The sequence below is a fragment of the Listeria farberi genome (assembly GCF_014229295.1).
Classification (GTDB): domain Bacteria; phylum Bacillota; class Bacilli; order Lactobacillales; family Listeriaceae; genus Listeria; species Listeria farberi.
This window is the reverse complement of the sequence record NZ_JAARZL010000001.1, coordinates 54,214-78,760: the sequence shown is the minus strand read 5'-3', so window position 1 is coordinate 78,760 and position 24,547 is coordinate 54,214. Positions and strand designations below refer to the sequence as shown.

General features: G+C 36.5%; 23 protein-coding genes and 1 riboswitch. Of the genes, 12 read left to right on the top strand and 11 right to left on the bottom strand.

Annotated elements, in window-relative coordinates; genetic code table 11:
- Positions 1 to 74: 74 nt before the first annotated feature.
- From HCB38_RS00370 to HCB38_RS00345, 6 genes are all read right to left on the bottom strand, one after another.
- Entirely contained in the window at positions 75 to 905 is an 831-nt protein-coding gene (locus tag HCB38_RS00370) for an MBL fold metallo-hydrolase (protein ID WP_185317850.1), read from the bottom strand.
- A 118-nt stretch (positions 906 to 1,023) separates the two neighbouring features.
- Positions 1,024 to 1,863: a two-component system regulatory protein YycI gene (locus HCB38_RS00365; protein WP_185317849.1), complete on the bottom strand. Its 840-nt coding sequence runs from the start codon at positions 1,861 to 1,863 to the stop codon at positions 1,024 to 1,026.
- A gap of 2 nt (positions 1,864 to 1,865) precedes the next feature.
- Positions 1,866 to 3,188, bottom strand: coding sequence for a two-component system activity regulator YycH (gene yycH / locus HCB38_RS00360; RefSeq protein ID WP_185620179.1), 1,323 nt, complete (start codon positions 3,186 to 3,188; stop codon positions 1,866 to 1,868).
- On the bottom strand, positions 3,185 to 5,017 hold the full coding sequence (gene walK, locus HCB38_RS00355) for a cell wall metabolism sensor histidine kinase WalK (protein ID WP_003770200.1): 1,833 nt from the start codon (positions 5,015 to 5,017) through the stop codon (positions 3,185 to 3,187). Before walK ends, yycH begins: the two co-directional genes overlap by 4 nt.
- 183 nt (positions 5,018 to 5,200) lie before the next feature.
- Complete coding sequence (gene yycF / locus HCB38_RS00350; RefSeq protein ID WP_003724221.1) at positions 5,201 to 5,914, bottom strand: response regulator YycF; 714 nt, start codon at positions 5,912 to 5,914, stop codon at positions 5,201 to 5,203.
- 195 nt (positions 5,915 to 6,109) lie between these two features.
- Positions 6,110 to 7,303 (bottom strand): pyridoxal phosphate-dependent aminotransferase, encoded by a 1,194-nt coding sequence (locus tag HCB38_RS00345; RefSeq protein WP_185317847.1) that lies wholly within the window; start codon positions 7,301 to 7,303, stop codon positions 6,110 to 6,112.
- Between the two features lie 152 nt (positions 7,304 to 7,455).
- Positions 7,456 to 7,573, top strand: a riboswitch (SAM riboswitch).
- Positions 7,574 to 7,682: 109 nt separating this feature from the next.
- On the opposite strand from HCB38_RS00345, the gene HCB38_RS00340 reads away from it, so the two are divergent.
- The 5 genes from HCB38_RS00340 to HCB38_RS00320 all read left to right on the top strand — a co-directional run bounded on the left by HCB38_RS00340 (position 7,683) and on the right by HCB38_RS00320 (position 11,887).
- Entirely contained in the window at positions 7,683 to 8,504 is an 822-nt protein-coding gene (locus tag HCB38_RS00340; RefSeq protein WP_185620175.1) for a MetQ/NlpA family ABC transporter substrate-binding protein, read from the top strand.
- Positions 8,505 to 8,518: 14 nt separating this feature from the next.
- Positions 8,519 to 9,535 carry a methionine ABC transporter ATP-binding protein gene (locus tag HCB38_RS00335; protein ID WP_185317845.1) on the top strand — a complete coding sequence of 339 codons (1,017 nt, stop codon included), beginning with the start codon at positions 8,519 to 8,521 and terminating at the stop codon, positions 9,533 to 9,535.
- Positions 9,532 to 10,194 carry a methionine ABC transporter permease gene (locus HCB38_RS00330; protein WP_185317844.1) on the top strand — a complete coding sequence of 221 codons (663 nt, stop codon included), beginning with the start codon at positions 9,532 to 9,534 and terminating at the stop codon, positions 10,192 to 10,194. Before HCB38_RS00335 ends, HCB38_RS00330 begins: the two co-directional genes overlap by 4 nt.
- Positions 10,195 to 10,285: 91 nt before the next feature.
- Positions 10,286 to 11,065, top strand: a complete 780-nt coding sequence (locus HCB38_RS00325; protein ID WP_185637168.1) for a carbon-nitrogen family hydrolase — start codon at positions 10,286 to 10,288, stop codon at positions 11,063 to 11,065.
- A 153-nt stretch (positions 11,066 to 11,218) separates the two neighbouring features.
- Positions 11,219 to 11,887, top strand: coding sequence for a cyclic nucleotide-binding domain-containing protein (locus HCB38_RS00320; RefSeq protein ID WP_185637166.1), 669 nt, complete (start codon positions 11,219 to 11,221; stop codon positions 11,885 to 11,887).
- A gap of 58 nt (positions 11,888 to 11,945) precedes the next feature.
- On the opposite strand, the gene HCB38_RS00315 is transcribed toward HCB38_RS00320, so the two are convergent.
- The 3 genes from HCB38_RS00315 to nrdD form a co-directional block, all read right to left on the bottom strand.
- Positions 11,946 to 12,923: an acyltransferase family protein gene (locus HCB38_RS00315; RefSeq protein ID WP_185637164.1), complete on the bottom strand. Its 978-nt coding sequence runs from the start codon at positions 12,921 to 12,923 to the stop codon at positions 11,946 to 11,948.
- Positions 12,924 to 13,058: 135 nt separating this feature from the next.
- Positions 13,059 to 13,610: an anaerobic ribonucleoside-triphosphate reductase activating protein gene (gene nrdG / locus HCB38_RS00310; RefSeq protein WP_003770189.1), complete on the bottom strand. Its 552-nt coding sequence runs from the start codon at positions 13,608 to 13,610 to the stop codon at positions 13,059 to 13,061.
- Positions 13,603 to 15,753, bottom strand: a complete 2,151-nt coding sequence (nrdD, locus tag HCB38_RS00305) for an anaerobic ribonucleoside-triphosphate reductase (RefSeq protein ID WP_185317840.1) — start codon at positions 15,751 to 15,753, stop codon at positions 13,603 to 13,605. The genes nrdG and nrdD overlap by 8 nt, the downstream gene beginning before the upstream one ends.
- A gap of 290 nt (positions 15,754 to 16,043) precedes the next feature.
- Between nrdD and HCB38_RS00300 the strand changes: the two genes are divergently transcribed.
- A complete protein-coding gene (locus tag HCB38_RS00300; protein ID WP_185317839.1) occupies positions 16,044 to 17,144 on the top strand; it encodes an oligosaccharide ABC transporter ATP-binding protein MsmX in 1,101 nt (366 codons plus the stop codon).
- A 39-nt stretch (positions 17,145 to 17,183) separates the two neighbouring features.
- Here the strand turns inward: HCB38_RS00300 and HCB38_RS00295 are convergent, their stop codons facing one another.
- Positions 17,184 to 18,155, bottom strand: coding sequence for a Gfo/Idh/MocA family protein (locus HCB38_RS00295; protein ID WP_185637982.1), 972 nt, complete (start codon positions 18,153 to 18,155; stop codon positions 17,184 to 17,186).
- Between the two features lie 116 nt (positions 18,156 to 18,271).
- Between HCB38_RS00295 and HCB38_RS00290 the strand changes: the two genes are divergently transcribed.
- From HCB38_RS00290 to HCB38_RS00280, 3 genes are all read left to right on the top strand, one after another.
- The gene (locus HCB38_RS00290) at positions 18,272 to 19,093 is read left to right on the top strand and encodes an HAD family hydrolase (RefSeq protein ID WP_185637161.1); all 822 of its coding nucleotides are present in this window, start codon (positions 18,272 to 18,274) and stop codon (positions 19,091 to 19,093) included.
- A gap of 16 nt (positions 19,094 to 19,109) precedes the next feature.
- Positions 19,110 to 19,952 (top strand): ComEC/Rec2 family competence protein, encoded by an 843-nt coding sequence (locus HCB38_RS00285; RefSeq protein ID WP_185637159.1) that lies wholly within the window; start codon positions 19,110 to 19,112, stop codon positions 19,950 to 19,952.
- A gap of 248 nt (positions 19,953 to 20,200) precedes the next feature.
- Positions 20,201 to 20,863 carry a cyclic nucleotide-binding domain-containing protein gene (locus HCB38_RS00280; RefSeq protein ID WP_185317836.1) on the top strand — a complete coding sequence of 221 codons (663 nt, stop codon included), beginning with the start codon at positions 20,201 to 20,203 and terminating at the stop codon, positions 20,861 to 20,863.
- 39 nt (positions 20,864 to 20,902) lie between these two features.
- Here the strand turns inward: HCB38_RS00280 and HCB38_RS00275 are convergent, their stop codons facing one another.
- A complete protein-coding gene (locus HCB38_RS00275; protein WP_185608022.1) occupies positions 20,903 to 21,403 on the bottom strand; it encodes a GNAT family N-acetyltransferase in 501 nt (166 codons plus the stop codon).
- Between the two features lie 136 nt (positions 21,404 to 21,539).
- On the opposite strand from HCB38_RS00275, the gene yidA reads away from it, so the two are divergent.
- The 3 genes from yidA (at position 21,540) to HCB38_RS00260 (ending at position 24,542) form a co-directional block, all read left to right on the top strand.
- On the top strand, positions 21,540 to 22,352 hold the full coding sequence (yidA, locus tag HCB38_RS00270) for a sugar-phosphatase (protein WP_185317834.1): 813 nt from the start codon (positions 21,540 to 21,542) through the stop codon (positions 22,350 to 22,352).
- 120 nt (positions 22,353 to 22,472) lie between these two features.
- The gene (locus HCB38_RS00265; RefSeq protein ID WP_003729166.1) at positions 22,473 to 23,909 is read left to right on the top strand and encodes a glycoside hydrolase family 1 protein; all 1,437 of its coding nucleotides are present in this window, start codon (positions 22,473 to 22,475) and stop codon (positions 23,907 to 23,909) included.
- On the top strand, positions 23,910 to 24,542 hold the full coding sequence (locus HCB38_RS00260) for an SMI1/KNR4 family protein (protein WP_376740667.1): 633 nt from the start codon (positions 23,910 to 23,912) through the stop codon (positions 24,540 to 24,542). It begins immediately after the preceding gene.
- The last annotated feature ends 5 nt before the right edge of the window (positions 24,543 to 24,547 follow it).

The window sequence follows — 24,547 nt, the reverse complement described above, 5'->3', positions numbered from 1 at the left end:
TCGCATTTATATACTTCCATAGTAAACCGCAAATATGAAAAAACAATGAAAAAGCTTTAAAAAAATGGTGAAACTTAAATAGTGAAGATAGATGTAGCGTTATCAGGGTCCGTATCAAAAATTTCTAGCTTACCACCAACATCAATACCCTCTGAAATAAGCGTTTGTGTTACACTCATCCGCGCTAGTTCTTTCATATTGTTATCTTTACTAAGGTGTCCTAAATAAATTCGTTTCGTTTGGTCTGTAATTACTTCACTCATTGCTATTGCAGCATCTTCATTGCTTACGTGCCCTTCATCGCCAAGAATTCTTCGTTTAACATTCCATGGATATCGTCCCATTCGAAGCATCTCTACATCATGATTGCTTTCAAATAGATATGCATCCGCTCCTGCAATATGCCCTTTCATTCTATCGCTAACGTATCCTGTGTCGGTTATCATTACAAATTTTTTATTCCCCTTATGAAATATGTAAAACATCGGCTCAATCGCATCATGAGATACACCAAAGGATTCTACTTGTAAGCTACCAAAAGATTTCACTGTTTCCATATCAAATTGAAACTTCTGTTCAGAAGAAACTTCACCAATCATATTATCCATTGCTTTCCATGTTTTTGCATTAGCATAAATAGGGAGTTTGTATTTACGAGCAAGCACACCTAGACCTTTAATGTGATCTGAGTGCTCATGTGTAATTAAAATCGCATCTAAATCGTTCATATCTCGCCCAACTTGCGCGAATAAACCTTCCATTTTTTTACCGCTTAAACCACAATCAATGAGAATTTTTTGGTCACCAGTTTCTACCAGTGTTGCATTTCCGGAGCTTCCACTAGCTAATATACTAAATCGGATTTGATCCGTGTCTTTTTCAGTTAGAATTTTATTTGCGAACATTTTTTACCCCCCTAAAGGCTTATATATCTTTCATTGTAACGCTAATTAAGTAAAATTGCATGCTCTATCGTTTGAAAAAGCCAACCTAAATTTCATTGTATTTAGGTTGACTCTGATTTTATTTGGATTTTTGACGGCTGGATAATTCCGTGTTTGGTTCGGTCGTTGTTTTATTTTCGGATTGATTAATAACTTGTTCATCTTTCGCATTTACAAGGACATAACTGGTCTCACCGGAATGCTTGACTTCAAAACACCAAACTGGAAAGTAGACATTCCCTGAAGGTAATTGAACGGTCGTATAATATCCGAAAGTCGCAGAAACAACGTCACTATCTTGCTTTAACTCCCCGTGCTGGTAAACAGCTTCTAACGCATCAGCGGATGACATTAAGTTTGTTTTGTCTTTTAAATCATCTTGTTTTGACATCCACGTTTGCTCGTAAGAAATTACCCGATCATCTTTGTCTAAATAAAAGATAATTTGGCCAGCTTCATCAAAAAGAACCATATTATTATTAATTAGTTGGTTAAAAGTGAGTGTTCGCGCATCTTTATCATAGTTCCAAAACTCATAAGACTCTCCGCGGTACACATCTGATTCCATAAATTTTTGAAAATCAGGATTATTGCCTTTTTTGCCGGCTTTTATAGGCGTTTGTAGAACAGAATATATTTGTTTATTGTTGTCTTTAAGTGTGATTGCTTGTCCTGTCAAATCACTCACATCTTTTGTTGTAAAAGCTGCTTGTTCAGTAGTAAAGATAGCTCCATTTGTAGGCTTATTTGATAAATCAGGATGAGAAATATTATCTGCTTTTAATCGTTCTTCTAAAGTTTCATTCCCTAGTGTATCTGGATCATCGGACAATTGCTTATTAAAGAATATCACTGCTAAAAAGATATTTAAAATAAGGAGAGTCACAATAAAAATCATTTGTGTTTTACGCCAATCCATTTTTATTCACCCACCTTTTTTGCTTCTGGCTGGAAGATGAACCACTTATCATGATATTTATATAACCAAGTCGGTTCTAATGTAACAATGCGGTTCATACCAGATGATTCATTTCTTGTCATATAGTAGCCAGGAACAATATCTTCTATTTCTTCTGCTTTCACATTAGGGTTTTCAACCAAGGCACTATAGACAGAATATGATGATTCTATTGTTACTTCTTTTTTCTCACCAGGAACATCTGTATCTAATCGGAAAAACGGACGGATATATTTATATACTGCTTCAAGGCCTTCAGTAACAGAGATGTCAGCCATTCCGTTTTCATTATAAACTTGTAAATTATCTATAAATAAACTAAAATTGGTCGTTGCACTTTCAGCAGCATAACCTGTGAAATAGTAAGCACCATCACCAGTCCATCCCGCATGATCATTTACAAAATTAAAACTATCTTGAATTAAGCCAGCACGTTTGATGTTATTTAAATCTTCTGGGTTAATTCGTTCTTGAGAAGGATTAACATACTCTAAAACTTTATTTTCTGTATCCATCTCAATAACGCTCGATCCATCCGTATAGGTATTTCCTTCACTTTTAACTGTACCTGAATCTTGAAATAGCGCAGAGGTGAATAGATTAATCTCCAGCGAATCTGTAATGTATTTTTTTCGGTTAAGCTTTGTTTTTTCGGAACTTAAGAATAGATTTCGTTTGTTGGAAATAACTTTGTCGTTTTGTGTAAGTTTGCTTTCGTTCTTTTTAATAATTTTTTCGATTTTATCAATATCTTTATTTTGTAAGGAACTTTGGTAAATATTTTCTTGATCATCATTGGCAAAATAAACCGAATGAAGTCCAGTGTCCGTATTATTTATATCAAATACAATACGATTAAAGAACGCTGATTCTAGTCCTTCTCCTTCCACTTGGAAATTTTGAGAAAAAATTGAAAATGGAATATTGTTAGGAAAAATAATCTCGATAGTACCATTTTTATGGATTAATTTCTCGTATTCCTCATTACTTTTTTTATTAGCAAGAACTACTTCTGAGAAACTAAATGCTTTTCCTTGCGCCATTAGCTCATTTAACAAATTTTCGTCTAAACTCTGATAGTTAATTTCATTTGCATTAACAGCTAGTTTATATGGTTTAAATACTTGTGATGTTGTCATCGTTTTATCAATGGTTGTTTTTTCAACTTCTTTAACGTTAATCGCTTCGTAATCAGGTTGTCCTTTCCAAATAAAGTAGCTTAAAACGATACTGAGTACGACTAGAACTGTTAACAAAAATGAGCGAAATCCTGTTTTTTTCATCATTCCCAATCATCCTCCGGTAAATCACTGTATGGCAGGGTGAATTTAATTATCGTACCTTTGGACTTGTTACGTTCTGCCCAAATGCGGCCTCCATGAGCTTCGATAACTTCTCTTGCTATCGCTAGTCCTAACCCTGTTCCTCCCATTTCCCGCGAGCGAGCTTTATCCACTCGGAAAAAGCGGTCGAATACATTTGCCAAATCTTCATCTGGTACGCCTAACCCCTCGTCAGCTATACTAACTTCAATTTCATCTTCAAATTTTTTCAAGTAGAAAGAGATTCGGCCCCCGTCCGGCGAATATTTGTTGGCATTCGAAATAATGTTATCTAATACTTGCATTACTTTATCTTCATCAATTTCGATAATAACCGGTTCTTTTGGAATGTGGCGTTTAAACATAATTGTTTCTTTTTTCATCATTTCAAAACGATCAATAATGTGGTTGAAAAAGTCTGTAAAATTCACGAAACTTTTTTCCAATTGTTCTCTTCCGCCATCCATCCTAGAAAGTTTAAGCAGGTCATTTACCAGTCGAATCATTCGTTCTGTTTCGTTTTGAGTTACTTCAAGGAAACGTGGCGCGATTTCTTTATCTTCCCATGCCCCATCACTTAGAGCCTCTAAGTAACTATGCATACTTGTAAGTGGCGTTCTTAATTCATGCGACACATTAGAAACGAAATCGCGACGTTCTTGATCGACTTTTTCTTGATCGGTAATATCGTGTAATACCGCAATAACACCATTATTAAATCCAGTTTCTCTTTGAATAACGGAAAAATTAGCGCGCAGTACGTATGGTTTGTCAAGCGTACTACGATCCATCGTTAATGAACCATCGACTTCCATTAAATCTTCAAATTGGTAAGTATCACCAATATCTAGTACATCAATAATTGATCGGCCATTGGCACTCTCATGCTTCACGCGTAGCATTTTTTCAGCTGGAGTGTTAATGAGAATAACTTTTCCACGACGATCTGTCGCAATTACTCCATCAGTCATATAGGCAAGTACGGAGGAAAGTTTGCGTCTTTCTCCTTCTGTCATGGCCTGTGCTTCTTGAACTCGTTTTGTTAGCGTATTAAAAGAATCTGCGAGTTCGCCAATTTCATCCACACCGTAAACCTTAACTTTACGGCTGTAGTTTCCACGAGCCATTGCGTAGGCTTGACGTTTCATTTCAATAATTGGCTTTGTAATCGTTCTGGATAGTAAAATTCCAAGTACCGCTGTAATTATCATGGCGATTAAAGTACCCGTAATGAAAATGTTAGTAATATCGTCAACTTGTTTATATACACTTTCAATATCGGCGACAAGATAAATAGCCCCTATCACTTGTCCTTTATTTTTGATGGAGGATACGTTCACCCAGACACGGTTATTTTTATTTGATTCGTCTTTATAAATTTTATCCTCAGATGTAGTTCCGAGTGATAAGGTTCGTTTAACAAGGGGATCGTTACTTTTTTGCCCAACGATGCCTTGATTATCTAAATTAGAAGTCCCGAGAATTTTACCTTTATCATCTACTATTCTTACTTCTATTATGTTGCTGCTTGCACGCGAATAGTCGACCAAAAGCTCACGAATATCATTTTGTAATTTCACTGAGTTATCGCTATTTTTTATGATTTCTTCTCTAGCATTATAATCCAGCAATGTGATGCTATTCGTGATTGAATCTTGGAAATTCTTTTCCAATTGCCCTTCCAGCTCACGTACAAAATACGCGCCGATTACTTGCATCGCTACAATAATTAATAGCAAATACATAATAACTAACTTAAATTGTACAGACTGAAAAAATCTCATTTTATGCATAAGTCTTTCTACTCCTATTCGGGGTAATATATTTAAATTAGTATACCATATGTTGCAGGGTAGACGTATTGTTTTTCCTGTTATTTGGGTCCATTTATTTATAAAAATATTTGTTAAGTATGCGGATGTACCCAAAAAAAGTGGCCATCCAAGTTTTTTGCTTGGCGACCACTTCCTGTTTATTTATTCTTGTTCTGGATTGCGTAAATAATAACCAACACCGCGTCTTGTAACTAGCCACGCTGGATGACTTGGATTATCTTCAATTTTTTCACGTAGACGTCGAACCGTAACATCCACAGTACGAACATCACCGAAGTAGTCATAGCCCCAAACTGTTTGAAGTAAATGTTCTCTTGTCATCACTTGTCCCATATGTTTTGCTAAGTAATGAAGCAATTCGAATTCACGGTGCGTAAGTTCAATCGTTTCTCCACGTTTTGAGGCAACATATGCATCCGGATGAATAATCAAGGAACCAATTTCTAATTCGCTGTTTTCTTCTTCCTCGGCTGCATTTGAACTTACTTGGCTATGGCGACGTAAATTAGCTTTCACACGAGCGATTAATTCGCGGTTACTAAATGGTTTTGTAACATAATCATCGGCACCAAGTTCAAGTCCAATCACTTTATCAATTTCGGAATCTTTTGCAGTTACCATAATTATTGGCATATCATACTTCTTACGTACTTCACGACACACCTCAATACCATCACGACCTGGAAGCATAATGTCCAGTAAAATCAAATCTGGCTGAACTTCTTCTACAAGTTCTAACGCTTCATCGCCATCATAGGCGCAATATACATCAAAGCCTTCTTTATTTAGATTAAACTTAACTATATCCGCAATCGGTTTTTCGTCATCTACTACAAGAATTTTCTTTTCTGCCATTTTTTTACAGTCCTCTCATTCCTGGATTTCGCCGGCTTTAACCGGGACAGATATTTTTTATTTAATGCAAAAACTCACTAAATACTTTAGATTCCGGCCTGTCTTCATTAACAACATGCTACGAATAGACTTACTAATCAATTATAACACATACCATTAATTATCTGAATTATTACAAGCTATTTTCTCTTAAAATCACATAATCTCTTGGTTTTGCGCCACTTTATCAAATAAATGTAGCTTGGAAATTCGCGCCACTGCCTCTTCTAATCGTTTTTCATCCATTAAAAGTCCAACGCGTACATACCCCTCACCGAAAGTCCCGAAACCACTTCCGTCAGCAACAGCTACACTAACTTCATTTAATAAATAATCCGCGAATTCACTACTTGTAAACTCTTTTGGCACGGGCATCCATGCAAAAAAAGAGCCCGCTGGAGCAATTGCTTCCCAACCAATTTTATCACAAGCAGCTATAAATGCATTTCTACGGCTTTCATAACGAGCATTTAATTCTTGTACACAAGTTTGATCGCCTGTAAGAGCTTCAATTGCAGCATCTTGAATACCTGGGAATAAACTTACATACATATGATCTTGAATGAGGTTGATTGCTTCGACAACGTCTTTATTCCCGACAGCAAATCCTACGCGCCAGCCAGCCATATTATATGTTTTCGAAAGCGTATAAAGTTCGATTCCAACCTCTTTTGCCCCTGGAGTTTCTAAAAAACTAATCGGCTTCTTCCCATCAAAACCAATACCGCCATAAGCAAAATCATGTGCAATCGTGATATTGTTTTCTTTAGCGAAAGCAACTGTTTCTTCAAAAAAGCGAGTTGTAGCAACCGCGCCAGTGGGGTTGTTCGGATAATTTAAATACATCAACTCTGCTTTTTTCGCAACATCTTCAGGAATTTCACTAAAATCAGGTAAAAAATTATTTTCAGCAATAAGTGGCATTGTTTCGAATTGAACTTCTCCTAAAACTGCTCCTGATAAATAATCTGGGTAGCCTGGGTCCGGTAAAAGCATTACGTCACCTGGATCCATTAAACACATTGGCAGTTCAACAAGGCCTGTTTTCGTTCCAAATAATATGGCTACTTCTGTATTTGGATCAACAGTTACATTATATTCACGCGCATAAAAATCGGCCGCAGCTTGTTTAAGCTCCTGTTTTCCACGAAACAACGAATATTTGTGGTTCATTGGATTTTCTGAAGCTGTTTTCAGTGCTTCCACAATATGTTTGGGTGTTGGCTGGTCTGGATTTCCTTGACCTAGATTAATCACGTCATGACCTTCTGCCACCTTTTTTCCAACTTTTTCTACAAGGCTAGAGAAAAACTGATCTGGTAAATTTTGCAAGCGTTTGGAAATTTTCATTTTACACCCGTCCTTTTCAAGTTTCATTGATTAAAATAGTAAAGTTTTCTGAAGTATTTGTCCAGTATGATTTTTTTAAAACTTAAAAAAGCATTGACAAATTAGGGTAATATGCGTATATTTTTAACTAACAGGTTTTTCTAAAATATTTTCTCTTATCGAGAGCGGCAGAGGGACTGGCCCGATGAAGCCCGGCAACCTAACTTTATTTAAGCGTAAAGTGAAGGTGCTAATTCCAGCAAAACATTTTTTCGTTTTGGTAGATAAGAGGAGCTGGATATGTTCGACTTTCCACTTCTCTATTCTAAATAGAGAAGTTTTTTATTGCTTTCATGAATAAATCTGGATAAATAATCAACATACTGGGGAGGAAAAAAAGATGAAAAAATTAACAAAGGGGTTAGGAATTTTACTTGCATCAAGCCTTATTTTAGGATTAGCGGCATGTGGAGGAGGAAGTGACGACAAGGCCTTAAGCACAGAAAAAATTACAATCGGAACAACTGCAGGACCTCACCAACAAATTGCTGAAGAAGTTCAAAAATTAGCGAAAAAAGACGGTCTTGAAATCAAAATCAAAACATTTGATGATTATAACACGCCAAATACAGCTTTAAATGATGGTGATTTGGATGCGAATAACTACCAAACAATTCCATTTTTAGAACAACAAAAGAAAGATAAAGGCTACAAATTAGATGTTGCTTTTAAAACAGTAGCTTTCCCAATGGGTATTTACTCTAACGATATTAAAGACTTAAAAAACCTTAAAAAAGGCGACAAAATTGCCGTTCCAAATGATCCAAGTAACGAATACCGTGGTTTAAAACTATTTGAAGATGCTGGCATTATTAAATTAAAAGATGGCGTGGAAGAAAAAGCAACAAAAAAAGATATTGCTGAAAACCCGCTTGACCTTGAAATCGTTGAACTTGAAGCTTCTCAAATCCCTGCACAATTAGATGAGGTTGCAGCCGCAGCTATCAACACTAACTTTGCAATGGGGGCTGGACTTTCTATTAATAAAGATGCTATTTATCACGAACCTACAAAAGACAATCCATATCCAAATGTTTTCGTCGTTCGTAGTGCCAATAAAGATGATGAGGTCGTAAAAACATTAGAAAAATATTACCATTCAGATGAAGTAAAAGCATTTATTGAAAAAGAATTTAATGGGTCTGTAGTACCTGCATTCTAGGGAGTTGTTTTATTTTGATCGAATTACATCAAGTTTCAAAGACATTTAACGTAAATGGAAAAACCGTAGAAGCCGTTAAAAATGTTTCTATTACAGTCGAAAAAGGAGAAATTTTCGGTGTTGTTGGTTATAGCGGCGCCGGTAAAAGTACGCTCGTTCGTTGCATCAACTTGCTTGAACGTCCAGATGCGGGCCAAGTTGTCATTGATGGGAAGAACTTATCTACCCTCTCAAGTAAAGAACTTCGTGTCGCTCGTCGGAAAATTGGTATGATTTTCCAAGGATACAATTTACTAAAAACCGCAACTGTCTATGATAACATTGCCAAACCGTTAAAATTAGAAGGCGTTCCAAAAGACGAAATCGAGACTCGCGTAAATAAATACTTGTCGATAGTTGGCTTAGAGGATAAACGGAACAATTATCCAAGCCAACTTTCTGGCGGTCAAAAGCAACGTGTGGCAATTGCTCGTGCTCTAGCGCATGAACCAGAAATTCTCTTAAGCGATGAAGCAACAAGCGCCTTGGACCCGGAAACAACAGAAGCAATTTTGCAACTGTTACTTAAAATTAATGCGGAACTCGGCATTACGATTTTCTTAATTACACATGAACTTGATGTCATTCAACGTATTTGTGACCGGGTTGCTGTGATGGAAAATGGTCATTTAGTGGAGCAAGGTACCGTTCTTGATATTTTCACGAAAGCAAAACACGCGACAACCAAGCGCTTTGTTGGGTCGGAAGCTAGTTTTGATATCCCGCAAGATTTGCTTGAAAAATATATTGCGACTGGGAAATTGGTTTCCCTTCATTTTATTGGAGACGAAGCGGATGAACCTGCTCTCGCTCTTGTATCGCGCAAATTCGACGTTCTTCCAAGCATTTTAGCTGGCGGAATTGATCATTTGAAAAATGGAACACTTGGAAAACTGCTCGTTCATTTAAAAGGGGACGAAGCCGAGTATAGTAAAGCTATTTCTTATTTGAAAGAATCTGGAGTCGTTGTTGAGGAGGTCGAGTTACTATGAGTTTGTTTTTTGAAGAATGGGGCCCGATACTTTGGCAAGGATTTCTAGAAACGCTGACGATGACCGGGATTACACTCGTGATCTCGCTTGCGATTGGTTTACCACTTGGCGTATTTTTAACATTAACACGTAAAGGTGGTCAATCAGAAAACCTGGTTACCTATAGCATTTTAAACTGGGTTATTAATATTTTACGCTCGTTACCGTTTATTATCTTGTTATTCTTAATGATTCCTGTAACAAGGTTTGTTGTTGGGACTACTATTGGGATTCAAGGAGTTATTATGCCACTTGTTGTATTTACGGCACCTTATATTGCTCGTTTGATGGAGTCTGCCCTTTTGGAAGTGGACCGCGGGGTTGTGGAAGCTTACCAAGCTATGGGGATTTCTACTCCGAGAATTATTTGGAGTGTGGTTATTCGCGAAGCTCGGTCTGGTATCGTTCTCGGTTTGACTATTGCTACGATTGGACTAATCGGCGCGACAGCAATGGCTGGACTTGTTGGTGCTGGTGGCCTTGGAACAATTGCATACCAATATGGTTTCCAGCGTTTTGAACCGACTGTCATGTACACAACGATTATTATTTTAATTATCATGGTACAGGCACTACAATCATTCGGAAATTTCTTATCTAGACGTCTTAAAAAAGATTAATTTTACTACTAAGAGCTTGGTGCGTAGTGTTCCGGTATGGACTCGGCCACCAAGCTTATATTATTTTTAAAAGAAAAAGGGAGCGAAGAACATGTGGAAGTTGGCATTATGTCAGACCGATGTAGTTTTTAAATATCCGGATGCAAACTATGCAAGGATTGAAAAAGCGATTGTCGAAGCTGCTGAAAATGGGGCCGATATAGCCGTTTTACCAGAAATGTGGAATACAGGTTATGCTTTAAATGAATTAGCTGGGGTTGCTGATTTAAATGGGCAGAGAACAAAAGAATTTTTAGCAACGCTTTCTGAAAAAAACCAAATTGCTATTATTGGTGGCTCGGTTTCTATTTCAGAAGGAAGCAAGTTTTCGAACACGATGTACGCTTTTGATAAATATGGCGGACTACTTTCTTCATATAAAAAGGTACACTTATTCCAACTTATGAATGAACACTTATACTTAGAAGCTGGAAATGATAAAAATCTTTTTCGACTAGATGGTATTTCTTGCGCAGGGTTCATTTGTTATGATATTAGATTTCCGGAATGGATTCGTAAACATACTTCAGAAGGCTCAGAAGTTATTTTTGTTTCTGCACAGTGGCCAGCTGAGCGCATTAACCAATGGGAACAACTACTTATCGCTCGTGCAATTGAAAACCAAGCTTTTGTTGTTGCTGTCAACAGGGTTGGTGATGATCCAAATAATCATTTTAACGGGCACTCGCTTGTTATTGATCCACTTGGAAATGTTATTGTTCATGGTGGCGAAGAAGAAGGCAATATTTATACTGAAATCGACTTGAATTTAGTTGCCGAAACGAGAGGGATCATTCCTGTTTTTACCGACCGTCGTCCTGAATTATACTAAAATAATATAATTTACGAGTCAAATTAGCTATTTTTTACAATTTCTCATTAAATCTTCAAATCCCCTTCACTAACGAGGTAATTTATGGATTAATTTTTGTTAATTTTGATATTATATATTATAGTTAACAAAAGAGTAAAGGGGATACTAATAATGGATACACTATTTAACTACAAAGAATTTGTTCGATTATCTCATGAAGGCAACATTAACTACGAAAAGTTAAAAGTTCCAAAACATACTGAATTAGTCGATACTGCATCTCAAAGAAATAGTCATGTCTATTTAATTATCGACGGATTTGTTTCGATTTCTATGAACCCAGAATCATCTAGCATTTATACTGTTCTTGGAAAAGGCTCTTTTATCAATTATTATAGTTTATTCCAGGGAAACGTAGATGACTTTTTATTTAAAACTATATCAACTTGTACTATTTATAAATACACATTTAAGGATTTAGAATATTTTCTCTCTATGTTTCCTGAGAACTTTGGGTTCCAATTTTTCATAATGCGCGATTTGGCTCGACATGCTTTCTTCAAAAGTCTTTTCGCTGAAACAAGTTCTTCTAATAAGCTAGAACTTTCTTTTGTCAATATCGGGAAACTTCATGGAATTCCTTATGAAAAAGACAGTGTAATCTTACCAAAAGAAATGCGAACAAGTATTATAGCCGCTTACAGTAATCTTTCAAAAAGCAGCTTTTACAAACAATTAGCGCTTTTAAAAGACCACGGGGAAATATGGAAAAATAATAAAGAGTGGGTCATTAAGAATAAAGAGCTGCATGACTATTCAAAATTAAGACAAGATATATAACAAAAATCCGCCCTGGAAATAGGCGGATTTTTGTTTCGCTATAGATATTATCCCTTAATTATTTTAATCGTTTCAACGTTTTTTTCTTTAACATTATCGTGAAAATTCCATATATTGCTATCGTAATTAATATAGTGAATATTAACTGAAATGTCATTGTTTGCTCCATAAAAAAGGGTCTTTGCGTCATCATTAAATAAAAGATGATTGGATGTAAAATGTAGGGTAATAAGGTATCACTGCCAACGATGTCCATTATCGTTCTTTTAGTTGGGATAATAGCAATTAATAAGAAAATCCATAAAAAGGCTAAGAAAAATGACGCCATAACATTCACTATATAACCTACTGCAGTGACGCTAAATGTCGTTTTATTTAGAAATCCGTAAAATAAATTAAGAAACTCATCTGGTTGTGTAGAAAACAGATTATATAAGGCTATAACTAATACCAAAGTAATTATGCCACATATGTACTTATACTTTTTCAAAAATATACGTAATTTGTTAAAACCACTTCTGTCCAGATAGAAACCAGCAATAAAATATGGGAAAAAGCTAAGAATTCTTGTAATTGTTAAAAATTGTGTCCCATAAAAGTATCTATTTGTAATTGCAACAACGAGTAAAACTAAAACAATCAGTAATACATCTACCGCATATTTGCCTCGTTTATTTGCATACATGGCGAACAGCATCCATACTGCCAGCGCTAACAAATACCATAAATGAAAAGCTGGGGTAATTAACATTTTTAAGTCTATATTTTTGTAGTACCCCGTCAAGAGTCCTAATAGTAAAAAAAGTGGCTGGAACATAATAAATAACCCTAACAACTTACCTATTTTCTTCCAGGTAATGTTTTGACTAAATATCCCATTAATAAAAATAAAAGCTGGCATATGAAATGAATAAATAACGTCAATTACTGCTACTTCTTTAGGTCCCATTACTAACAAAAAATGGCCGAATATCACTAGAAATATCAAAATACCTTTTATGTTTGATAGTTGATAATCATACTCTCTTTCTTTCAATAGATCACCTCGATGAATTTATAATAAAACTATGTATGAAATTAGTATTCTTGTCAACTTAAAATTAACATTACCTCTGCTTACTTATCTAAAGTCTAAAAAGAAGTTCTTTATTATCCAAAGAACTTCTTTTTTTCACAATTCATATAACACCACTTCATCAGCAGCAAGCGATTTTTGTACATCGATAATTCGTTGGTTGCTGGAACCGCGGAATGCTAAGTTTGGATCGAATAGCTTTTGTTCAAAGCGGCCATCTACAAGAACATCTATTAAGGATAGAAGTTCGAGTTTGTCGGTTGTTTCTTGCATCATTTCATCCCAAGTGTAACCTGTCCATGACCAAATGTCTTTCGTTTTCCCATATGTCGCGCGAATTCGTTTCACGACAGATAGGCACGTGGCAGTATTCAAAAATGGTTCCCCGCCAAGTAATGTCAGACCTTGGACGCTCTCATGCCCGATGTCTTTTAGAATATCGTCTTCTAATTCTTTGGTGTACGGTTTGCCGTATTTAAATGATTGCGCAGCCTTGTTGTAGCAGCCTTCGCAGTGGAAAGGACATCCAGATACATATAGACTGCACCGGACGCCCTCCCCGTCGACAAAGTTAAATGCTTTATAGTCGGCGATATACCCTCTGGATAATTCATTCGACTTCCATTCGCACGGTTTCGGATTATTCACCTAAGTTCTCCATATGTTTCACACGATTGCTAATTTCTACGTGACGTCCATGAACCATTGGACGTTTCATTGGATTACCTAGATAGCCACAAGTACGTTTTACAACATCTGCTTTTTCAGGGTCGGTGTTGCCACAGCTTGGGCATTTAAAGCCTTCTTCTGTAGGAACAAATTCACCTTCGAAATCACATTCGTAACATTTATCGATTGGCGTATTTGTACCAAGGTAAGCCACACGATCATAGGAGTAATCCCATACTGCCTCAAGTGCTTTTGTGTTGTGAACCATTTTTGGATATTCACAATAATGAATGAATCCGCCAGAGCAAAATTCTGGATAATCTTTTTCAAAATCAATTTTTTCAAAAGGTGTGATTTTTTTACGAACATCGTAATGGAAAGAATTTTGGTAGTAGTCTTTATCAGTAATGTCTTTAATTACACCATACTTTTCTTTGTCTAAACGGTTGAAACGGTCAGTTAAGCTTTCACTTGGAGTCGAATATACGCTGAACCAGTAGCCATATTTGTCCTTCCAATTGTCAGCATAGGCTTTTAGTTCTTTCACGATGTCGAGCGTGAAGTTTTTTGCTTCTTTGTCGCCTTCCCATTCGCCGCCGTAAAATACAGTCGCAGCTTCGTAAAGACCAATATAGCCGATAGAAATAGTAGAGCGTTCTTTATTGAAAAGTTGATCTACATTTTCGCCGTCTTGTAGTCGTTTGCCGAAAGCTCCATATTTATAAAGAATCGGTGCGTTTTCTGGTCGAGCTTGACGGACACGGTTTAAACGGAAAAGCAGTGCATCTTTGACTGTTTTCATACGTTCGTGGAAAATTTCCCAGAAACGTTCTTTATCCCCACCACTTTGGATAGCGATACGCGGAATATTAAGTGTTACAACACCCAGGTTGTTTCTTCCCGCGTTAACATGTTCTCCGTTTTCGTTCTTCCAAGCTGGTAAAAATGAACGGCAACCCATTGGTACTTTGAAATCTCCTGTTAAACGAACGAGTGAATCGTAGTTAAGTACATCTGGATACATCCGTTTTGAAGAACATTCCAGTGCCAATTGTTTGATGTCATAGTTCGGATCTTCTGCATTTAAATTAGTTCCACGACGAATCGAAAATACTAATTTCGGAAAAATGGCAGTATGTTTATCTTTACCAACCCCGCCAATCCGAACTTTTAAGATTGCTTTTTGAATTTCACGAGCAAACCAATCTTCACCAAGACCGAAGCCTAGTGTGACGAATGGTGTTTGGCCGTTACTTGTATATAATGTATTGATTTCATATTCTAAGCTTTGCATGGCATCGTAAATATCTTTACGTGTTTTTTCCGCTGCATAATCTTCTTGCTTTTCTGGAACGACCCATTCAGCCGCATCTTTTTTGTGTTTTTCAAAGTTCAAACGCGCGTAAACGGATAAAACTTCATCAATTCGGTCAACAGAACAGCCACCATACTGTGAACTTGCTACGTTTGCGATTATTTGAGCAATTTGTGCTGTAGCTGTTTGGATAGATTTCGGGCTTTCTACGTTGGCATTACCAATCGTAAATCCTTTTGAAAGCATTCCTTCAATATCAATTAGACAACAGTTAGTCATCGCATGGTATGGGCTGTAGTCTAAATCGTGAAAGTGGATTTCCCCTTTTAAATGAGCGTTGGATACGTGTTTTGGTAGCATGTATTTTAATGCGTAACTTTTTGCTACGGCTCCTGCTGTCAAATCGCGTTGTGTATTGAAAACAGTCGCATCTTTATTTGCATTTTCGTTCACTACTGTTTTGTCTTTTTGTAGTAATTTTTCGACGCTTTTGTGCATATCTGTGATGTTTTCGCGCTCGTGATCCCGGTCGTGACGATACTCTATGTAAGCCCTTGCTACATCAGGATACGTCGATTTCATTAAAGTATTTTCGACGCATTGCTGGATTTCATCGATGGTCATATCTGTCTTGTTAGGTAATTCACTTACAACCTCAAGCAAAATCTCTTCTAAAAAAGTTTCATTCTCTAAATTAATTGCTTTCATAGATGCTTCAATGGCATTACGAATTTTAATTAAATCAAAGTTTGCTTTCCGGCCATCCCTTTTTATTACCATTTGTTCATTAAGTTGTTCCACGTACATGATAATCCCTCACTAACTATATATTGTGTCTGCTTTAATAATATACCACAAGATAAAGTTTTTTTGTAATGATATCTGAGGATTTTTTGGAATTGGGACTAAAGAATTAAATGCTTTGAAAAATCCTTCACATAAAAGGTCTTTTGTCCCTTTACTTCTTTTTATTTTTTTGCTACTTATGCACTTTGCCCAATAGATGATTTTTTTCTTTGTGCAAAGTGCCATAGTTTTTGTAAAGCGTTTTCATATACAATGAATACAAGTTAAAAAATAGAAAGAGGCGAAGTAAGTTGGCACAATTATCATTAGAACATATTTATAAAATATACGATAACAAAGTAACTGCAGTTTCCGACTTTAATTTAGAAATCGATGACAAAGAATTCATTGTTTTTGTAGGACCATCTGGTTGTGGTAAATCTACAACTTTACGTATGATTGCGGGATTAGAAGAAATTTCAAAAGGCGAACTATCTATTGATGGTAAAGTAATGAATAATGTTGCGCCAAAAGACCGTGATATCGCAATGGTATTCCAAAACTACGCATTATACCCACATATGACTGTATATGATAACATGGCATTTGGTTTAAAACTTCGTAAAATGCCAAAAGACGAAATTAAAAAACGTGTTGAGCACGCAGCAAATATTCTTGGCTTAACAGAATACTTAAAACGTAAACCAAGTGCACTTTCCGGTGGTCAACGTCAACGTGTTGCTCTAGGACGTGCAATCGTTCGTGACGCTAAAGTCTTCTTAATGGATGAACCACTTTCTAACTTGGATGCGAAATTACGTGTACAAATGCGTGCAGAAATCACAAAACTTCACCAACAATTAGATACTACTATGATTTACGTTACCCATGACCAAACAGAAGCAATGACAATGGCTACTCGTATCGTTATCATGAAAGACGGTGTTATCCAACAAGTTGGTTCACCAAAACAAGTTTACGATCACCCAGTGAATATGTTCGTAGCCGGCTTTATTGGAAGCCCAGCAATGAACTTCTTCAAAGGTCGTTTAGAAGGTTCTAACTTTATCGGTGATGATTTCACTATTGAAGTTCCAGAGGGTAAACTTAAACTTCTTAAAGACAGAGGATTTGATGGTAAAGACATCGTTTTCGGTATTCGTCCAGAAGATATTCATGATGAACCAATCGTTATTGAAGCAAACCCAGGCTACACTTTCAAAGCGACTACTATTGTTGCCGAGCTTACTGGTGCTGAATTTATGCTTCATAGCCGTGTTGGCACACATGAATTCGTAGCTCGTGTTGATGCTCGCTCTGAACACCAACCAAATGAAGTCTTAACTTTAGCATTTGAAATGGCTAAATCTCACTTCTTTGACCCAGAAACAGAAGATAACTTAACTGACTAATGTACTTAAACACCCCCGCCACACGTGGCGGGGGTGTTCTTATTTTTCAAAAGGAAATTTAATTCCCCACTGCGACCTAACATCACTCATAATTGCGATAACATCGTTTGTTAATTGATAGGTTGTATTTTCTCCAGCTGCAATACTTTCTTCCATTGCTGTAATTTCATATTCTAATGCTTTATCTGTTTCACCCGCTTCGATTTCTTCTACTTTTCCTGTCGCGGTGTAAGTAACAGTTGCTCGGTCTGCCCGCGGGTACTCATCTACAGTGATAAATCCTTCTTCACAGGCTATAACACCCCGTTTTGGTACTTTAGCTCGGAAAGAAAGCGATACTACTGCCAACTCTTCTTCTTTATTTTTCAGTAAAATACCTGATTGTTCGTCTACACCCGTCTCGAATTTCTTCATCGTCGTTAGTACCTCATCTGGCGTTCCACTTAAAAAGTAACGTGCGAAACTTAATGCATATGTACCAATATCAAGTAATGCCCCGCCAGCTAAATCCATATTATAGAAACGGTTTTTCGGATTCTTTTCCTTAGCACTTCCAAAAGCTACTTGGATAATTTTAAGTTTACCAATTGCGCCTGAATCGACTATTTCTCGTAATTTCTTATAAAGCGGCATATGGAAAATCGTCATGGCTTCTTTAACAATCAGCCCTTTTTCCTTAGCTAATGCATTGATATCATCCAGTTCTGCACTGCTTACAGTAATCGCTTTTTCTGCTAAAACATGTTTCCCATTATGTAAACTTTTCATAATAAACTCGTAGTGGTTAGAATGAGGTGTAGCAATATACACTACATCAATTATTGGATCAGCAAGCATCACGTCAAAATCATCGTATACATTTTTAATCCCGTATTGATCTGCAAAAACTTGGCCCTTCTCTAAACTTCTTGCTCCTACAGCATAGATTTCGCGATTTAACCCCTGCATCCCTTCTGCAAATTGGTGTGCAATCGAACCTGGTCCAAGAATTGCCCAGTTAAGCTTTTTCATCATGGAATTCCCCCAAATATTTATTTTCGAACTTGTCAAAAACTATTGTATCATATATAACTTTTCCGATTCGCACATGGTATACTTATGTTATTAACTAAAAAGGATGATTTTATTTGACTAATAAATATTTAATTTGTTCGGATATTGATGGTACGTTACTGCGCCAAGATCAGACTGTTTCTGCAAAAACACGTGATTTAATCCAAACTTTAGAAAATGACGGCCATATTTTTTCAATTTCTACTGGACGGATGTATCGTTCTGCTCGGGAAGTAGGTTTTCAAGTTAGCAATTCTGGTCATGTTATCGCTTCCAATGGTTCTTATGCAGCCATTCGTGATGAAGAGCTTCTTAAAACTACTTTAGAAGAAAAAGCTATCCGTGAGACGTATGATATCATGCGCGACTTTGACTTACCATTATTTTTCTTCTCAACGAATACATTATTCTACACAAAAGAACCACCTGCATTTTTCCGAGAGCTTGCTGATAAAAGCCGACTTGATACGGGGCATAATAGTTTTTCACTCGTTTCTATTAATGATTCGCATGTTTTTGATGACAATATAAATCAATTTTTGAATGCTATCGTTGTCTCAGAGAATAATATATCTCGACTAGCCGATGTGCGTCAAGCGCTAAATAAAGCAAACGGAATTCGCGTACTTTCCTCTCACCATAATAATTTAGAAATTCTCCCTGCTAATTCTGACAAAAAAACCGCAGTTGAGGCGCTTGGAAATTATTACGGTATTCCTAGAGAAAGAATTATCACATTTGGTGATGGTGAAAATGATATTGGCATGCTACAATATGCAGGAACTGGTGTTGCGATGGCTAACGCAACTGATAATGTCAAAGCAGCAGCCAATCAACTTACTGACACGAATGAAGCAGACGGAGTTTACAAATTTCTAAAAGAATTCATTTCATAGGAAAAGAGGAAAAGGGATGAAAAAAGGGATTTTAAAGTTGTTTCTAGTTTTAGCTTTAGTCGCTGGAATTTCGCTACCAAGCTCCATTCAAGCTGAAGCTGCGACACCAACAATAAAAGTACATTTCATTGATGTGGGGCAAGGGGATGCTATTTACATCAAAGCTCCAAGTGGCGAAGACATTTTAATTGATGCCGGCAGCAAAGGAAAAGGGAAAATTGTAGTTAACTATTTGAAGAAATTAAAAGTAAAAGATATTGAAGTCATGGTTGCTTCTCACGCAGATGCAGATAATATTGGCGGCCTCCCCGAAGTGATGAATAGCATCAAAGTCAAGAGTCTCTATGCACCAAACTCCACAAATACAACAGCTGCTTACAAAGATTTTGTCAATACAGCGAAAAAGAAAAAACTACCAATTAAAACGGCAAAAGCTGGTGTGAAATTACCAATTAAAGGAGTAAACGCCCAGTTTGTAGGTCCTGTAAAAACATACGGGAAAACAGATCGTAATAATTGGAGCGCTGTCCTTCACCTAGCTTATAAAAAAAACACCTTTCTTTTCACTGGAGATGCTCAAACAAAAGCAGAAACAGATATGATTAAAGCGAAAAAAACGTTACGAGCGGATGTGTTAAAAGTAAGTACTCAAGGTTCAAAAACAGCAACTAGTAAAGCTTTTGTTAATATAGTAAAACCAAAATACGCCATTATAAGTGTTGGAAAAAACGGTTATGGGCATCCTACTTCGCAAACAGTGAACACACTAACTAAAGCAAAAGCAAAAATATACCGGACAGACCGCAACAAAACCATCGTCATTACCGGAAATGGTACTACTTATACAATAGGAAAATAAACATTAAAGAGCTAAAAATACACGAATACTGTAATTTTTAGCTCTTTTAACAATCAGTTATTTTATTTGTCTTTCCAAGCTAATTCCCACATAAATGTGGCGGAAATGTTACGGTTAATTTTCTTATAAACGGGTAATGGCATAAGACAAGCTATTTGAAGAGTCTGTTTTTATCATCTTTATTCATTTTTACGATGATAAAATATATTGTATGCATATAATTGAACTTGAAGGAGACGAAAGAAAAGATGGCCTATCCATTTAATCATAAAGAATTTGTTACAATGATGGAACAGTACAATTTAAAATCTCATATCATTACTGTTCCCGAGCATACGGTGCTAAATGATCTAGTACTTGAAAATCCAGACTGTGTTTATTTATTAAGGTCTGGCATATTAGCAGGATATATTGACTTTGATAATGATAAAATTTATTCTATATTTAGCTCTAATTTTTTTATGGGATATTACACCATTTTCGAGAATAGACCTCTTGTTTTAACATATCAAACATTAACAGAATGCGAAATTATCATCTACAAGAAAAACGATATTGAATATTCTCTTTCCTTATTTCCTGAAAACTTTGGCTTCCAGTATACAATTATGCGAACCATTGCTAAACATGGGTACTACAAATCACTTCTACAATATCGTGATAAAAAAGACCAATTAGCTTTTGTTTTTGAAACAATTATTAAAATTCTTGATATTCAACTAGTGGATGGTATAGCGATACTTCCTAAAGCAATCAGCACAACAGTTATAAAAAATTATTGTACACTTTCAAAAGCATTCTTCTATTCTCAATTAAAAGAATTAAAAGAAGCTGGGATTATTTCCAAAGTAAATCTACAATGGCATATTGATATGGAAGCCCTTCTAGAAAGAAATAATTCTATAAAATAAGTAAAAGGATGTAGCGTGTTAGCTACATCCTTTTACTTATTAAATATCAATAGTATAAATATGGACTTGGTGTTCTTTTCCACCAAATGTCGCTTGTTTTGTTTCCTGTTTTGAATAACCAAGATACTCGAAAAATCCGCGTCCTTTTTCATTTTCAGCTAGTATTCCGAGCGCTAAAGAATCCGCGCCACCATCATTTGCCCATTCTTTAATAGTTTGGTGCAGTACTTTCCCCAGACCATTACCCCGAGCATCTGGTGTTAATAAAAATAAACCAATAAACCAACGACCTTTTCTCGGATAATCAGAAACAATATCTACTAAGCCGATTGGTTTTTCATTTTCATCTAATACTGCTAGAACAAATTTATCGAATCTTGTTTTCCCGTTTGGAATTTCTGTGATAATTTTTAATGCATCGCTTTTTGATGCGGGTTTATTTTGTTCAATTAAATAATAATCTTCGGATGCCGTGCAAACTGCTTCTGCAAGTGCCACATCTTTTTCACTTAAAAATTTCACATGATAATTACGTTTCATTATTTCACTCTTTTCTTTTATCAAGTTTCCATGTCAATCATGCCATAAATTCCTTGTCGTTTCAATAGATAGCCAGAAATCCATTCTAATTTATGCTATACTAGAATGAGTTTATGATGGAAAAGGAGCTAGTATATTGTATAAATTAATTGCGATTGATATTGATGGAACACTACTGACAGATGATCATAAGGTTACGGATGAAGTAAAAGAAGCCATTCGCCAAGCAAAGTTAAAAGGCGTAAAAGTGGTTCTTTGTACTGGACGCCCGCTCGTTGGTGTAGAAAATTATTTAACAGACCTTGAATTACGTGAAGAAGGCGATTATGTTATTAGTTTTAACGGCGCGTTTGTTCAAGATACGTATACTAAAGAAGTTATTTCTCACTTAACGCTTGGCATAGACGATTTAAAAGAAATTTATCAAGTGAGTTTGGATAGCAATTTGCATATGCATTTCTTTGATGACAAAGCGCTATATACGCCGAACCGAGAAATCGGAAAATATACGATTGTCGAAGCATATCTTACTGGTAGCCAACTGATTTATAAAGAAATCGAAAACGTGCCAGAAGATTTTATTATGTCGAAAGCAATGTTTATTGAAGAAGCACCCGAACTGGAAGCTGGTATTGCGAAAATACCTGAATCCTTCCGTGAAAAATACCATTTAGTTCGCAGCACCCCTTTCTACTTAGAAATTCTAAATCGTGACGCTAGTAAAGGCAACGCGGTCAAAGAACTTTCCGAAAAACTTGGTATTAAGCAAAGCGAAGTCATTTGTATTGGCGACCAAGAAAATGATGTAACGATGCTTGAATTCGCTGGCCTTGGTATTGCAATGGGCAATGCTCCGGAAAGAATTAAACAACTTGCTGACTATACGACCGCCTCTAACAATGATAGCGGTGTTGCAAAAGCAATCCAAAAATTCGTCCTCGATAAATAAAATAAAAACGCAGATTCATATCCGAATCTGCGTTTTTTAACTATCTTTTTAAAAGAATATACTTTAAAATATATTAGTAGAGTTTTTTAATAAAAATCGCTTTAATGGAGGTTATATAAAATGGAACATCAAAAACGTTCACCATTTCCGAAAGATTTCTTATGGGGTTCTGCATCTGCAGCTTATCAAATCGAAGGAGCATGGGACGCAGATGGCAAAGGTAAATCAGTTTGGGACGAGTATGTTCGTATTCCTGGAACTACTTTCAAAGGTACAAATGGCGATGTAGCAGTTGATCATTATCACCGTTATAAAGAAGACGTAAAATTAATGGCCGAAGCTGGTCTAAAAGCTTACCGTTTCTCCATTGCTTGGACTCGTATTTTTCCAAATGGCAAAGGCGAAGTGAATGAAGCTGGGTTGAAATTTTATGATAACTTAATTGATGAATTACTTAAATATGACATTGAACCACTTGTAACGCTTTATCACTGGGATATTCCGCAAGCATTATTTGATGAATATGGTGGCTGGGAATCTCGCCAAGTTATTGAAGATTTCACAAATTATTCCACTACACTTTTCAAACGTTACGGCGACCGCGTAAAATATTGGGTTTCCTTAAACGAGCAAAATATCTTTGTTGGTATGGGTTATGGTCAAGCACTTCACCCACCAAAAGTTAGCGATCCTAAAAGAATGTACGCAGTAAACCACATTGCGAACTTAGCTAATGCGAGTGTTATCAAAGCTTTCCACGAAATCGTTCCTGATGGAAAAATCGGACCAAGTTTTGCTTACACACCACATTATCCAATCGACACAGATCCTAAAAATGTTCAAGCTGCTGATGATGCCGAAGAATTAAACAGCTATTTCTGGATGGATATGTACGCTTTTGGGCGCTATCCGAAAGCGGTTTGGAAATATTTAGAAGAAAACGATATTGCGCCAGTTATTGAAGATGGCGATATGGAACTTCTTGCTTCTGCAAAACCTGATTTCATGGGCGTTAACTACTATCAATCCGCCACTGTAGCTTACAACCCGCTTGATGGTGTTGGCCAAAATAACGAAATGAACTTCACTGGTAAAAAAGGGAGCACGAAAGAAACTGGTGTCCCTGGCGTTTACAAAAAAGTTGTTAATCCTTTCGTAAAAACAACCAACTGGGACTGGACAATCGATCCAAAAGGCTTACAAATTGCGCTTCGTCGTATTAACAGCCGCTACGCTTTACCAATTTTAATTACTGAAAATGGTTTAGGTGAATTTGATAAATTAGTGGACGGAGAAGTAAACGACGACTACCGGATTGATTATCTGAGTGCGCACGCAACTGCTATTCGCGATGCAATCAGTGATGGTGTTGATATGCTAGGATATTGTACTTGGAGCTTCACAGACCTTCTAAGCTGGTTAAATGGCTATCAAAAACGTTACGGTTTTGTTTATGTTGACCGTGATGTAGAAGATGATGCGCCAATGACACGTATTCCGAAGAAAAGTTATTACTGGTATAAACAAGTGATTGAAACGAATGGAGCAGATTTATAAATGATGACTGACCTTCAAGATCGGCTAGCCAGAATCCAAGCAAAAATCACTGCTTTAAAAGAAAAAGATCCCGATTTGAATTTATTTGGTTCAGAAAGCCACGCCTATAAACTCAACGAACCTTTATCTAATCAAACGCTTACCACGTTTGAAAATGAGCATCAAATTACATTACCTCAAGATTATCGTGCTTTTCTAGAGCAAATTGGTAACGGCGGAATGGGTCCTTATTATGGTTTAGAAACACTCACGGACGGGCTTTGTTCATCACTTGATTACAAGGATAAAAAGTACGGGGTGCAAACGTTAAGTGAGCCTTTTCCACATACAGATGACTGGATTGCGCCCGGTTATAAAGAAGGAATGTCCGATGAAGATTATGATGCTTGGCAAGAACAGTGCTTTCAAGATAAGGAAGTATTTGGACTTCTGCGTATCGCTAACTTTGGTTGTGGCGTTTCGATTAACCTTGTTGTAAACGGTCCTTCTTATGGAGAAATTTGGGTGGATGACAGAAATAATGACAATGGCGTCTATCCTGATTTTTACTTTGGAAATGAAGAACGTTTAGGATTTCTTGAATGGTATGAGTTATGGTTAGATAAATCTATAGAGGAATTTGAAAAAGCCTAGTTCGT